At 65.1% G+C, this 12,739-nt stretch carries 13 protein-coding genes; 7 read left to right on the plus strand and 6 right to left on the minus strand.

Annotated features, from left to right (window positions below):
• Nucleotides 1-86: 86 nt before the first annotated feature.
• From rpe to L879_RS22720, 5 genes are all read left to right on the plus strand, one after another.
• A complete protein-coding gene (gene rpe, locus L879_RS0107855; protein ID WP_027315611.1) occupies nucleotides 87-758 on the plus strand; it encodes a ribulose-phosphate 3-epimerase in 672 nt (223 codons plus the stop codon).
• A gap of 58 nt (nucleotides 759-816) precedes the next feature.
• A complete protein-coding gene (gene purB, locus L879_RS0107860) occupies nucleotides 817-2,130 on the plus strand; it encodes an adenylosuccinate lyase (RefSeq protein ID WP_027315612.1) in 1,314 nt (437 codons plus the stop codon).
• 74 nt (nucleotides 2,131-2,204) lie between these two features.
• On the plus strand, nucleotides 2,205-3,458 hold the full coding sequence (locus L879_RS0107865; RefSeq protein ID WP_027315613.1) for a cyclopropane fatty acid synthase: 1,254 nt from the start codon (nucleotides 2,205-2,207) through the stop codon (nucleotides 3,456-3,458).
• Nucleotides 3,459-3,489: 31 nt separating this feature from the next.
• Entirely contained in the window at nucleotides 3,490-4,041 is a 552-nt protein-coding gene (locus tag L879_RS0107870; protein ID WP_027315614.1) for an RBBP9/YdeN family alpha/beta hydrolase, read from the plus strand.
• A 152-nt stretch (nucleotides 4,042-4,193) separates the two neighbouring features.
• Nucleotides 4,194-4,805, plus strand: a complete 612-nt coding sequence (locus tag L879_RS22720) for a Spy/CpxP family protein refolding chaperone (protein ID WP_051435154.1) — start codon at nucleotides 4,194-4,196, stop codon at nucleotides 4,803-4,805.
• A gap of 67 nt (nucleotides 4,806-4,872) precedes the next feature.
• Here L879_RS22720 and rpsD read toward each other — a convergent pair whose 3' ends face one another.
• From rpsD to L879_RS0107900, 5 genes are all read right to left on the minus strand, one after another.
• Nucleotides 4,873-5,490 (minus strand): 30S ribosomal protein S4, encoded by a 618-nt coding sequence (gene rpsD, locus L879_RS0107880; RefSeq protein WP_027315615.1) that lies wholly within the window; start codon nucleotides 5,488-5,490, stop codon nucleotides 4,873-4,875.
• 184 nt (nucleotides 5,491-5,674) lie between these two features.
• Nucleotides 5,675-6,547: a glutamate racemase gene (gene murI / locus L879_RS0107885; protein WP_027315616.1), complete on the minus strand. Its 873-nt coding sequence runs from the start codon at nucleotides 6,545-6,547 to the stop codon at nucleotides 5,675-5,677.
• Between the two features lie 9 nt (nucleotides 6,548-6,556).
• Nucleotides 6,557-7,759 (minus strand): alpha/beta hydrolase family protein, encoded by a 1,203-nt coding sequence (locus L879_RS20955; protein ID WP_084020816.1) that lies wholly within the window; start codon nucleotides 7,757-7,759, stop codon nucleotides 6,557-6,559.
• A 64-nt stretch (nucleotides 7,760-7,823) separates the two neighbouring features.
• Nucleotides 7,824-8,558, minus strand: a complete 735-nt coding sequence (locus tag L879_RS0107895; protein ID WP_027315617.1) for an RNA methyltransferase — start codon at nucleotides 8,556-8,558, stop codon at nucleotides 7,824-7,826.
• Nucleotides 8,559-8,714: 156 nt separating this feature from the next.
• Nucleotides 8,715-9,002: a hypothetical protein gene (locus L879_RS0107900; RefSeq protein ID WP_027315618.1), complete on the minus strand. Its 288-nt coding sequence runs from the start codon at nucleotides 9,000-9,002 to the stop codon at nucleotides 8,715-8,717.
• Between the two features lie 233 nt (nucleotides 9,003-9,235).
• Here L879_RS0107900 and L879_RS23180 point away from each other — a divergent pair, with 233 nt between their 5' ends.
• The gene (locus tag L879_RS23180; RefSeq protein WP_183501341.1) at nucleotides 9,236-9,619 is read left to right on the plus strand and encodes a phospholipase A2 family protein; all 384 of its coding nucleotides are present in this window, start codon (nucleotides 9,236-9,238) and stop codon (nucleotides 9,617-9,619) included.
• Between the two features lie 108 nt (nucleotides 9,620-9,727).
• On the plus strand, nucleotides 9,728-10,942 hold the full coding sequence (locus L879_RS0107910; RefSeq protein ID WP_027315619.1) for an NADP-dependent isocitrate dehydrogenase: 1,215 nt from the start codon (nucleotides 9,728-9,730) through the stop codon (nucleotides 10,940-10,942).
• Between the two features lie 609 nt (nucleotides 10,943-11,551).
• On the opposite strand, the gene L879_RS20960 is transcribed toward L879_RS0107910, so the two are convergent.
• Complete coding sequence (locus L879_RS20960) at nucleotides 11,552-12,706, minus strand: cyclic nucleotide-gated ion channel (protein WP_161634646.1); 1,155 nt, start codon at nucleotides 12,704-12,706, stop codon at nucleotides 11,552-11,554.
• Nucleotides 12,707-12,739: the final 33 nt, after the last annotated feature.

The raw sequence follows: 12,739 nt of genomic DNA on the forward strand, positions 1-12,739 counted from the left end.
CCCCAGCCGAGTGGTCTTGGATTGGTTTACGCCTGAGCGCCAATGTCTCGTTGCCGTGCCACCGGGCTCGTGGTAACGGCGCGGCCATGACACGCCCCCTGCTCATCGCCCCCTCCATTCTCGCCTCCGACTTCTCCAAGCTCGGCGAGGAAATCCGCGCCGTCGACGCCGCCGGCGCCGACTGGATTCATATCGACGTGATGGACGGCCACTTCGTGCCCAACATCACGATGGGACCGGACATCGTGAAGGCGATCCGCCCGCACACATCGAAAATCTTCGACGTTCACCTGATGATCGCCCCCGTCGATCCGTACCTTGAGGCTTTCGCCAAGGCGGGCGCGGACATCATCAGCATCCATGCGGAGGCTGGCCCGCATCTCCACCGCTCGCTCCAGACGATCCGCAAGCTTGGCAAGAAGGCGGGCATCGTTCTCAATCCGGGCACCCATGAATCCTCCATCGAGCCGGTGATCGACGACGTGGACCTGATCCTTCTGATGACGGTCAATCCAGGCTTCGGCGGGCAGGCCTTCATCCCCTCCGTCTGCCCGAAGCTGCGGCGGATCAAGGACATGATCGGCAACCGGGATATCGACATCGAGATCGACGGCGGCGTTACCCCCGAAACCGCGCCCCTGGTAGCGGAAGCAGGCGCCAACGTCCTCGTGGCGGGCTCCGCAATCTTCAAGGGCGGCCCGGAAGCCTACGCCGCCAACATGGCAGCCATTCGCGAGGCCGCCGCAAAGGCGCGTTGAGATCGCAGGGGGATCGTGCTACCGCGCGGTCATGTCACCCGCGCGGAAGTGAAGAGCCATGATCCCCCGTTACAGCCGTCCCGAGATGGTGGCCATCTGGTCGCCTGAAACCAAGTTCCGCATCTGGTTCGAGATCGAGGCGCATGCCACGACGGCGCTGGCCGCTCTGGGCGTCGTGCCGAAGGAGGCCGCCGAGAAGGTTTGGGACAAGGGCTCCAAGGCCACCTTCGACGTGGAGCGGATCGACGCCATCGAGCGCGAGGTCAAGCACGACGTCATCGCCTTCCTCACGCATCTTGCCGAGATCGTCGGCCCCGAGGCCCGCTTCGTCCACCAGGGCATGACATCCTCGGACGTGCTCGACACCACCTTCAACGTCCAGCTCGTGCGCGCCACCGACATCCTGCTGCGCGACATGGACGAGCTCCTCGCCGCCATCAAGCGCCGTGCCTTCGAGCACAAGATGACGCCGACCATCGGCCGCTCGCACGGCATCCACGCGGAGCCCACCACCTTCGGCCTCAAGCTCGCGCAGGCCTATGCGGAGTTCGAGCGCTGCAAGCTGCGCCTCATCGAGGCCCGGCGCGAGATTTCCACCTGCGCCATTTCCGGCGCCGTCGGCACCTTCGCCAATATCGATCCGAGCGTCGAGGAATACGTGGCCGAGCGGATGGGCCTCCAGGTCGAGCCCGTCTCGACCCAGGTCATTCCGCGCGACCGGCACGCCATGTACTTCGCGACGCTAGGCGTGATCGCCTCCTCCATCGAACGGCTCGCGACGGAAGTGCGCCACCTGCAGCGCAGCGAGGTTCTGGAGGCGGAAGAGTATTTCTCGGCGGGCCAGAAGGGCTCCTCGGCCATGCCGCACAAGCGCAATCCGGTGCTGACCGAGAACCTGACGGGCCTCGCCCGCATGGTGCGCGCCTATGCCCTGCCCGCCATGGAGAACGTGGCGCTCTGGCACGAGCGGGACATCTCCCACTCCTCCGTCGAGCGCATGATCGGCCCCGACGCCACCGTGACCCTGGACTTCGCGCTCGCCCGTCTCACGGGCGTCATCGACAAGCTCGTGGTGTACCCCGAGAACATGCAGAAGAACCTGGACCGTCTCGGCGGCCTCGTTCACTCGCAGCGGGTTCTCCTGGCCCTCACGCAGAAGGGCGCCTCCCGCGAGGACGCCTACCGGCTCGTCCAGCGCAACGCCATGCCGGTCTGGCGCGGCGAAGGGGATTTCCTGACGCTCCTGAAGAAGGACGCGGACGTGACGAAGTACCTCACGCCCGAGGAAATCGAGGCCTGCTTCGATCTCGGCTACCACTTCAAGCACGTGGACACGATCTTTCGCCGTGTCTTCGGCGCCGGCGGCGCATAGCCGAAGGACTGGACATTTTTGCCTAGCGCGCAACAATCCCCGATCTGGAGATCACGACGCGGGGATGTTGCGCCATGCTGTCGGAGAAACTTCTCGATCTGGCTTTCAGGCGGGCCGTCAGGCACGGCTCGCTGGACATGACCACGGCCAGAGGCGAGCGCTTCAGCTTCGGCGACGGAGCCGAGCCCCATGTCTCGATCCGCTTCACCGACGCCGCCGCCCAGATGGCCCTGTGCCTCCACCCGGAACTGAAGCTCGGCGAGCTGTTCACGGATGGCCGCCTCGTCATCGAGAAGGGAACCATCCTCGACCTTCTTCAGCTCCTCCTCCAGGACACGCACGGGGAGCTCGACGAGCTCCCCCTACACCGCCTGCGCAAGATCCGCGCCTGGATGATGCGCCGGGCCGAGAACGACGCGGCGAAATCCAGGCGCAACGTCGCCCATCACTACGATCTCGACGGCCGGCTCTACGCCCTCTTCCTCGACAGCGACCGCCAGTATTCCTGCGCCTATTTCGACCATCCCGATGCCGGTCTCGAACAGGCTCAAGCGGCCAAGAAGCGGCATATTGCGGCCAAGCTCATGGTCGACCGGGGCCACAGCGTCCTCGACATAGGCTCCGGCTGGGGTGGCATGGGGCTCTACCTGGCCCAGGCCGCCGGAGCGGGCTCGGTCAAGGGCATCACGCTTTCGGAGGAGCAGCTGGAGGTTTCTCGCCGGAGGGCCGCGGGGGCGGGCCTGCTCGACCGGGTCCATTTCGAGCTGCAGGATTACCGCGCCACCACGGGGCGCTTCGACCGCATCGTCTCGGTGGGCATGTTCGAGCATGTGGGCGTGCCCTCCTACGACGCCTATTTCCAGTCCTGCCGGAAGCTCCTGAAGGAGGACGGGGTCATGCTCCTCCACACCATCGGGCGATCCGGCACGCCCTACCCGACCAATCCCTGGATCACCAAGTACATCTTCCCCGGCGGGCACCTGCCCGTGCTCTCCGAGATGATGCCGGCCATCGAGCGGGCCGGGCTGATCGTCACCGATATCGAGATCCTGCGCCTGCACTATGCCTATACCCTGAAGGCCTGGCGCGAGCGCTTCCTGGCCCACCGCGAGGAGGCTCTGCGCCTCTACGACGAGCGCTTCTGCCGGATGTGGGAATGCTACCTCGCCATGTCCGAATCCGCTTTCCGCTGGCAGGACGCGGTGGTGTTCCAGGTCCAGCTCGCGCGCCGCAACGACGTGGTGCCCCTGACCCGAGGCTACATCGCCGAGCGGGAAGCGACCCTGAAGGAAGCCGAAGACGCCCTGGCCTTGAAGAGGAGCGCTTGAACCCGCCCCTGAGGGCCTTTATCTCGGGGGCATGAAAACCTCCGATTGCGACATCCTCATCGTTCCAGGCCACGAAAATTCCGGCGCGGACCATTGGCAGAGCCGATGGGAGCGCCAGCTCTCGACCGCGTGGCGGGTCGAACAGGAAAACTGGGACGCCCCCAACAAGGACGCCTGGATCGCGCGGATCGCCCAGGACGTGAAGCGGGCCGAGAAGCCGGTCGTGCTGGTCGGCCACAGTCTGGGCGTGCTCGCCATCGCCCACGCGGCCCCGCTCCTCGAGAGCGGAAAGGTCCGGGGCGCCTTCCTGGTCAGCCTGCCGGACGTGGAGCAGCCCGGCTTCATTCCCGCCATCGACCGCGCCTTCGCGCCGATCCCGCGCGCGCCTTTCCTCTTCCCGTCGGTGCTCGTCGCCAGCCGCACGGACCCGCATTGCGACTACGCGAAGGCCGAGGACATCGCCTATGCCTGGGGCTCGGCCATCGTCGATGCGGGCGATGCGGGCCACCTCAACACGGAAAGCGGCCACGGGCCATGGCCCGAGGGGCTGATGCGCTTCGCGGGCTTCCTGAAGCAGCTCTGATCTCTCATGGGCCATCCCCGGACGTTCCGGGGATCTCTGGCCCCCATGGGCTGTTATTCCTCCAACATGACGAAAAGTTCATGCCTGCGTCACCTGGGCGAGAACCGGACGGGAGCAATCTTGTCCATATCGCCACCAAGGAGGATATCCGCATGAAAACCCTCGCCACTGTCGCCTTCGCAGCCCTGCTGGCCGGTACGGGAACCTATGCCCTGGCGCAGCAAAGCCCTGCACCGCAAACCCCACCAGCCGCTCAGGGTCAGGCGCAGCCCGGACCTCGCGGCGGCATGAGCCAGGACGACTTCAATCGCCTCGTGGATGCCCGCATCGCCGCGATCAAGGCCGGCCTGAAGCTTAGCGCCGATCAGGAACGCCTGTGGGGACCGGTGGAGAACGCCATCCGCACGTCGGCGGCCGAGCGCTTCAGCCGCTTCGATCAGCGCCTCACCCCCGAACAGCGCGATTCCATGGACCTCATGCAGCGTCTCGAGCGGCGCAGCACCATGATGACGGAGCGGGCGCAGCGCCTGTCGGCCGTCACGACGGCCCTCCGTCCCCTCTGGGATACCTTCAGCGCTGACCAGAAGCGGATCGCCCCGCGCCTTCTGCGGGAAGCCGTCAGCGACGACGGCCCGCGCTGGCACGAGCGAGGCGGGCGCAAGGGCCGCCAGCACGGAGGCATGGGCATGATGGGCCATGGCCCCATGGGCGGCCACGGCGGCATGGGGCCCGGAGGTTCGCGCACCCCAGCTCCCCAGCAGTAACCCCAGCAAGCAAAAAGGCCGCCCAATGGGCGGCCTTTTCGTTTCTTGAGACCGGCTTTCGCGGGAATTAGCGCGAATAGAACTCGACCACGAGGTTCGGTTCCATCTGGACCGGATAGGGAACCTCGGAGAGGGTCGGGATGCGGGTCATGCGGGCCGTCATCTTGGAGTGATCGACCTCGATGTAGTCCGGCACGTCGCGCTCGGCGAGCTGGGTCGCAACGACCACGACTTCGAGCTGCTTCGACTTCTCGCGCACCTCGATCACATCGCCGGCCTTCACGAGATAGCTCGGGATGTTGACGCGGCGGCCGTTCACCTTCACGTGGCCGTGGTTGACGAACTGGCGGGCGGCGAAGGGGGTCGCGACGAACTTGGCGCGGTACACGACCGCGTCGAGACGGCGCTCGAGCAGGCCGATCAGGTTCTCACCCGAGTCGCCCTTCTGGCGGATCGCCTCCGCATAGTAGCGGCGGAACTGCTTCTCGGTGATGTTCGCGTAATAGCCCTTCAGCTTCTGCTTGGCGCGCAGCTGCGTGCCGAAGTCCGAGAGCTTGCCCTTGCGGCGCTGGCCGTGCTGGCCGGGGCCGTATTCGCGGCGGTTCACAGGGCTCTTCGGGCGGCCCCAGATGTTCTGACCCATGCGGCGGTCAAGCTTGTGCTTGGCCTGAATGCGCTTCGACATCGCTGTTCCTCTTTGTTGTCGAATTTGCGAGGAACGCGCCCTCCTCTTCCCTTTCGGGACGACAGGCCGGCCGGAGCCGGGCCACGGGAGCGTAAAAAGTTACGCGGCCCGTGAGGACCGCGCGAACGGGAGGCATTTAGGAGGAAAAGGCGGGAAAGTCAATCAGGATCGCCCTCGCGCTCCCTCATCCCACGAGCAGCGGCATATCCTCGACGGCCACCTGGGGCAATCCCTTGTCCCGCAGGGCCGAGCGCAGCGCGGCGCTCATTCCGGCCCCGCTCGTGAACAGGGCCAGGGCCTCGTCGTCGTCGGCCTCGTGCCCCGGCACGGGTTCGCCCAGAAGCTGGATCACCCGGCGAGCGATGGCAGGCGCCGGGTCGATCCAGGTCACCGGCCAGGGGGCCAGGGCCTGAAAGCGCGCGAGCAGGAGCGGATAATGGGTGCAGCCGAGCGCGACCACGTCGGTCCGGCCGCCATCGTCTTCGACGAAGCAGGGCCGGAGTTCCTCCAGCAATTCCGCGTCGGCGACGGGATTTCCGGCAAGCTCCGCCTCGGCAAAGCCCGCGAGGCGGCGCGAGCCGACGAGGTTGACCCGGCAGCCCGCCGCATAGGTCTCGATGAGGTCGCGGGTATAGTCCCGCGCGACCGTGCCCGGGGTCGCCAGCACCGTGAGGGAGCCGGTCTGGGTCGTCTTCGCGGCCGGCTTGATGGCGGGCACGGTTCCGACGAACGGGATCGGGAAGCGCGCGCGCAGATGCGGCAGCACGATGGTCGAGGCCGTGTTGCAGGCCACGACCACGAGATCCGGATCGTAGAGGCCGATCAGCCGCTCCATGACGCCCACGACCCGCTCGGCCAGAACGGCCTCGCTCAGCCGCCCGTAGGGAAAGCCCGCATCGTCCGCCGCATAGACATAGCGCGCGTCGGGGCGAACCTTCAGGACCTCCGAGAAAACCGTGAGGCCGCCGAGGCCGGAATCGAAGACGAGGATGGTGGGAACGGGGGACGGCATGACGGCGGGATTATAGGCCGCGCCCGCGAGGAGATCGACACGCATGACGCCCCCTCAAGAGCGCAACTGATTGATGAAGCCCGACAATCCCTGCTGGTTCTCGGGCGGCGCCAGGTTCAGCCTGCGGCGGGGCCCCTGTTCGTCCTTCTTCTCCGGTCCGTCGCCCTTCGGCATCTGCGCCGAGAGGCGCCGCACGGGCCAGCCATCGCTCCAGGTGCCCATGTCGACGAATTTCGGATCGCGCAGGAGCGAGGCCGCATCCTTGCCCGCGAAGGCCGCCTCGGCCGCGAGGTCGAAGGTCTTCCAATAGGCGAGATAGTCGAGCGTGTCGGTGACGTTGTTCCCGAGCTGCTGGGTCAGGATGGTCTGCGGACCGGTGAGCGCCATGTCGGCGCTCCAGCGCCAGGTGTTCTTCTGCTTGGGATCGCGCGGCGGATCGGGCGGCAGCTTGATGGAGGCGGAGTCGTAATCCGCCTTCGGCGAGCCGGGAGACGCGAGCGTCGCCGTCAGGGCCGGAAAGCCGTGATCGTCGGAGCCTGCGCGCATGAAAAGCTTGCGGTTGGCAGGCACCGCGCTCGTCTTCTGGAGGATCAGGCGCGAGGCCCGGTCGCTCGGCAGGTAATCCCGGTCGCCGCTCATGGTGATGATGAGGGTCTGCGGATCGACGGCCTCGAGATCGCGCAGGAGAATGCCGCGCTCCTTCTCGGTGGAGGCGATGCCGCCGGGCATCAGCCCGAAGATCAGTTTCGGTGCGGGAACCTTGCCGGAGCCCGCTCCGGCCGCGATATTGAACGCGAGAGGCACCCCGGCCGAATGGCCGATGACGGCGATCCGCTCCTTGTCGGGCCTGGCATTCGGATCGTCCGCGAGGACCGCCAGGGCGCTTTCGATCAGGTCCTCGGCCAGGTTCGACGCATCGGCGGGGCGGGAGCGGTTCACCTCCTGGAAGCGCGGGAAGAGCACGAGATGGCCCTTGCGCGCGAGATGCTCGATCCAGCCGCCGTAAAGAGCCGGGTTCACGGCTCCCCAGGAATGAAGGAAGATCACGACGGAGCGCGGCTTGGCGGGCGTGTCGTTGCCGTGGAACACGAAGGTTCCGGCGCTCGCCGTCCCGACCGCGCGCTTGACGACATCGGCCGCAACGTAGTCCCGCCCGCCGGGCCCCTGATCGGGCTGCCTGGGCGGGGTTGCCGCCCCGGCGGCCGATGCGGCCAGCGAAGCACCAAGGAGCAGGACAGGCAGCAGGGAGCGGCGCATCGTCGTCTCGAACTCTATTCACACCGGGCAGATAGGGCCCAGTCACCATAAAGCCACGATTTGTTTAAGGCTTTCTCAATCGTCTTCCCTCCGCAAGGGCGCGAATCGCCCCGCGCAGGGTGCGCACCTCCTGCTCCGTCATTTCGAGACGGTGGAAGATGTCCCGCATGTTGCGGGTCATGGTCGGCTTCTTGTCCTCGGGATAGAAGTTCACCGCGTCGAGCTCGGCCTCGATGTAATCGAAGAACGATGTCACCATCTCGCGGGGCGCCGGCGGCGACTGCCTTCCGCCGTCGAAGGGCAAGGCCCCTCCGGTCGCGAGCTTGTACCATTCGTAGGACACGAGAAGGACGGCCTGCGCGAGATTGAGCGAGGAGAATTTGGGGTCGACCGGGAAGGTGATGATGGCGTCCGCCAGGGACACCTCGTCGTTCTCCAGTCCCGTGCGCTCCCGCCCGAAGAGAATGCCGACGCCCTGCCCCGTGCCGAGGCGCTGCTGCGCCTCCTTCATGGCGGGCTCCGGCGCGAAGACGCGCTTCATCTGCCCGCGCTCGCGGGCCGTGGTGGCGAAGACGAAGTTCAGGTCGGCGATAGCCTCGCGGACCGTGTCGTAGAGCTTCGCGCCTTCCAGCACATGGGTCGCGCCGGAGGCGGCCGAGTGCGCGCCCTTCTTGGGCCAGCCGTTGCGCGGCGACACGAGGCGCAGTTCCGACAGCCCGAAATTGGCCATGGCCCGGGCGACCATGCCGATATTCTCGGCGAGTTGCGGTTCCACGAGAATGATGATCGGGCGGTTCATGTCGTGTGAAGACCCCTTCGCGGCAGAAGCCCTCCCATACAGCCAAAAGCGGCTTCAGGACTAGGCATGCCGATGGGGCGGCCTCGAAAACGGAAAAGGGCCTCCCGATCCTCGGGCAGGCCCTCCGGTGTTGCGAAAAACGGTCCGCGACGGCGCTTACCAGCAGCCCCAGCCACAATAGTAATGCGGACGGGCCGCGGCCGCGCCGATCGCCGCGCCGCCGACCACGCCGACCGCCGTGCCGACGGCGACCTGGCTCGCCGCCGCGTTGGATTGGGCGACGTTGTTGCGGTAATTGGCGTTCTTGCAGCGCTCGTAGTTCTTCGTGCCGGGCCTCAGGCCCGATTCCATGCAGACGGATTCCGCGTTGGCCATGGATTGTTCGGCCGTCTGGCAGCCGGCCAGAACCAGGGCGGCGGCTCCGAGAATGATGGCAAGGCGCATGTCAGCTTCCCCTTGATGTTGCCTCGTCGATTTCCGGAGGCCCGGTCCGCGGGATTGCGGGAGGGCCACCGGAACGGGAACCATCAACTACGAACAAGCTTGGCTTTCCGTGCGGAAGCGCACGCGCCGCGGCGTGTATTCCCGAACGGGGAACTTTGCCCCAGCCCTGTCTCTTATTTCCTGGAACCCTTCCGTCACACTGTCACAGATCTTTCCAGTTCAAGGAGTGTCGCGTGCCCCGGCTGCGTTGCCTTTCGGCGGGCCTTTGCCTGATTCTGTCGTTTGCGAGCCCGTCCTGGGCAGCCCCCTCGGCGGGCGCCCCTGACGCTGCGCCACCCCTTTTTCACGGCAACTGGTGTGGCACGGGAGACGCGAACCGGGCCGCGCCGGTCGATGCCCTGGACGCGGCTTGCCGGGCGCACGATCTCTGCTACGAGCAGGTGGGACGCGGCGCCTGCGCCTGCGACCGGGCCTTCCTGAAGGCCACGGCGGCTCTGGTCAAAAGCCGGAAAGTTCCCGAAACGGTGAGGAGCAAGGCCGCCACCGCCAATTCCCTCTTCAGCGCCACCCTGTGCACCGAACCGGAAAAAATGCCACGCCGGGCGGGAAAGCGCTGAATTCGTTTGCTCGCCCCACCTTCCCCGCCGGCCTTAACCGCGCTATAGCCCCGGCAAACTCCTGCCGTCCGGCAGGACCGTTCCCGCTCCTAAGCGCAAGGTGAGATCATGGCGAAGATCAAGGTTGCCAATCCGGTCGTCGAACTCGACGGCGACGAGATGACCCGCATCATTTGGCAGTACATCAAGGACAAGCTGATCCACCCCTATCTCGATATCGACCTGAAGTACTACGATCTCGGCATCGAGCACCGCGACGCCACCAACGACCAGGTTACCGTCGAGGCCGCCGAGGCCATCAAGAAGTACGGCGTCGGCGTGAAGTGCGCCACCATCACGCCGGACGAGGCCCGCGTGAAGGAATTCAACCTGAAGGAGATGTGGAAGTCGCCCAACGGCACCATCCGCAACATCCTCGGCGGCGTGATCTTCCGCGAGCCCATCATCTGCAAGAACGTTCCGCGCCTCGTGCCCGGCTGGACCCAGCCGATCATCGTCGGCCGTCACGCCTTCGGCGACCAGTACAAGGCCACCGACTTCAAGGTGCCCGGCAAGGGCCGCCTGACGATCAAGTTCGAGGGCGAGGACGGCACCGTCATCGAGAAGGAAGTGTTCAAGTTCCCGAACGCCGGCGTCGCCATGGCGATGTACAACCTCGACGAGTCGATCCGCGAGTTCGCCCGCGCCTCCATGAACTACGGCCTGATGCGCAAGTATCCGGTCTATCTCTCCACGAAGAACACGATCCTCAAGGCCTATGACGGCCGCTTCAAGGACATCTTCCAGGAAGTCTACGACAACGAGTTCAAGGCGAAGTTCGACGCCGCCGGCATTACCTACGAGCATCGCCTCATCGACGACATGGTGGCCTCGGCCCTCAAGTGGTCGGGCGGCTATGTGTGGGCGTGCAAGAACTACGACGGCGACGTGCAGTCCGACACCGTTGCCCAGGGCTTCGGCTCGCTCGGCCTCATGACCTCCGTGCTGATGACGCCGGACGGCCAGACGGTGGAAGCGGAAGCCGCCCACGGCACCGTGACCCGCCACTACCGCGAGCACCAGAAGGGCAAGGAGACCTCGACCAACTCCATCGCCTCCATCTTCGCCTGGACCCGCGGCCTCGCGCATCGCGCCAAGCTCGATGACAACGCAGAGCTCGCCAAGTTCGCCGCGACCCTCGAGAAGGTCTGCGTGGACACGGTCGAGTCCGGTTACATGACGAAGGACCTCGCCCTCCTCGTCGGCGCCGAGCAGAAGTGGCTCTCCACCACCGGCTTCCTCGACAAGATCGACGAGAACCTTAAAAAAGCGATGGCGGCTTAACCGAAGCCTCTTCCATCTCCGAAACGATGAAAGCCCGGCCAAGTGCCGGGCTTTTTGCTGGCCGCATCGTTGTTACGCGCAAGCTTGATAATGCTCATTCCTTGTTCTGAAAATACATGATGTTCAATGGGGTGGCTTCGGATGTTTTATCCACGGATTCGAAGGGGGTCCTGCTGAAGGCACGCTATGCATTCGCCATCGCTCAATTAGAGCTGCGCAGGCTGCTCATTTCGAGAGCACGCAAGCATTACAATCCCAACCAGTCGAGGGTTCCTGCAGGCAATTCGGACGGCGTACAATGGACGGGTGGCGGTGGCCCTCGCTCGGAATGCGCTCAGCTCAAGCCACTCCGGGTTCCCGGTGGATATCGCATCATTGGTGGACGGGCTCATGTCGTTACGCCGGCTAAGGAAGCGCGGTTGGCTATAACGGCTGCCCAAACCCGTGCGCTGGTTCGTAATGATCTCCGAGCCGATACATAAATTCTATGGCAACACAATCAGCGAGCACATCGTAGAGGTCGCCAACGAATTGCCGATCGATGGCGGTCGGCATGTGGCAGGTCGTTCCTGGAGGGCGACACGGCGGTGAAGCGTGGCGAAGATAAAGTCACGATGGCTTCCCGATCGCGATTGGCGGTCGGTTCAGGCTCCATCGGATGAGCCCTGCTGCAATTCCCTTGAGCGTGCTTCGGCGACTTTCTGGATCTGGTCCGCCATGCGCGGGCTGTGATCCATGAGGTGATTGAGATCGCGCATCGAGCACCAGCAGCTTGGAGGGCTTCAGCGCCCTCACCGTCGCAGAGCGCTCGGAACGGTTGAGGATCGCCATCTCGCCGAAGAATTCTCCGGGCCCCATGGTGACGGGCTTGGGCGACAGCTCGATTTCGACCTTGCCTGTCGCGATGAAGTACATGGCCTCCGCGGGCTCGCCGCGATGCACGATGATCTCGTCCTGAGCACAGTACTTTGAGTGCAGCCGATCCATGATCTCCTGCAGATCGTCGATTTCGAGCTGCGCGAAAATCGGAACCCGCGCCACCATGCTCCACGTCACGATGAAATCGCGTTTCTGGATCTCGCGCGCGAAGGCGCTGGCGAGCAGGCCGACGGGGAGAGCCAACATGAGGATGCCGAGCACGGCAGTCAGCGAAGCCACCATCTTGCCTAAGCCCGTCACGGGAACGACATCGCCATAACCGACGGTCGCGAGCGTGATCACCGCCCAATAGATCGCATCCGGAATCGTCCCGAACTTATCGGGCTGCGCGTCACGCTCGATCACATGCATGACGGAGGCAGCGATGATCACCGTGCCTGCCAGAATGATGCTGGCGGCAATGAGCCCCCTGCGCTCATTGTAGATCGCGTTGAAGAGGGTTGCGAGCCCCGGCGAGTAACGAGCGAGCTTGAAGAACCTGATGAGACGCAGCAGCAGCAGCGTTCTCAGGTCGAAACTCGTCATCAGAGCGGCATAGAAGGGGATGATCGCCAGGAGGTCGATGATGGAAAGCGGCTGCAGCGCGAAGTGCAGCCGCGCCCGCCAGGGATGCATCTCCTGCCAGGGGGTGTGCTCGGGTGCGGACCAGAGACGCAGGCCGTACTCGGCCGAAAAGATCGTGACCGACACGATCTCGATCACCGCGAAAGCAAAGGAATAGGACGTTTCCCAAGCAGGCACGCTCTGCAGGATGACCGAGCCCACATTGACCAGGATCAGCCCGATCAGGATCGCATGAACGACATCGTCTGTACGGTCGTTCACAGCCCCACGCTCGAGGATCTGGTAGATCCGTTT

Origin of the sequence: Microvirga flocculans ATCC BAA-817, from assembly GCF_000518665.1 — a bacterium.
In the GTDB taxonomy this organism is placed as follows: Bacteria; Pseudomonadota; Alphaproteobacteria; order Rhizobiales; family Beijerinckiaceae; genus Microvirga; species Microvirga flocculans.

Bases quoted from the DNA above. Each gene is read 5' to 3' on its own strand.
- L879_RS0107870 (WP_027315614.1), top strand. From the start codon at position 3,490: ATGAAAACCTCCGATTGCGACATCCTCATCGTTCCAGGCCACGAAAAT.
- L879_RS0107910 (WP_027315619.1), top strand. From the start codon at position 9,728: ATGGCGAAGATCAAGGTTGCCAATCCGGTCGTCGAACTCGACGGCGAC.
- L879_RS22720 (WP_051435154.1), top strand. From the start codon at position 4,194: ATGAAAACCCTCGCCACTGTCGCCTTCGCAGCCCTGCTGGCCGGTACG.
- rpsD (WP_027315615.1), bottom strand. From the start codon at position 5,490: ATGTCGAAGCGCATTCAGGCCAAGCACAAGCTTGACCGCCGCATGGGT.
- L879_RS0107895 (WP_027315617.1), bottom strand. From the start codon at position 8,558: ATGAACCGCCCGATCATCATTCTCGTGGAACCGCAACTCGCCGAGAAT.
- L879_RS0107900 (WP_027315618.1), bottom strand. From the start codon at position 9,002: ATGCGCCTTGCCATCATTCTCGGAGCCGCCGCCCTGGTTCTGGCCGGC.
- L879_RS0107865 (WP_027315613.1), top strand. From the start codon at position 2,205: ATGCTGTCGGAGAAACTTCTCGATCTGGCTTTCAGGCGGGCCGTCAGG.
- rpe (WP_027315611.1), top strand. From the start codon at position 87: ATGACACGCCCCCTGCTCATCGCCCCCTCCATTCTCGCCTCCGACTTC.
- murI (WP_027315616.1), bottom strand. From the start codon at position 6,547: ATGCGTGTCGATCTCCTCGCGGGCGCGGCCTATAATCCCGCCGTCATG.
- L879_RS20955 (WP_084020816.1), bottom strand. From the start codon at position 7,759: ATGCGCCGCTCCCTGCTGCCTGTCCTGCTCCTTGGTGCTTCGCTGGCC.
- purB (WP_027315612.1), top strand. From the start codon at position 817: ATGATCCCCCGTTACAGCCGTCCCGAGATGGTGGCCATCTGGTCGCCT.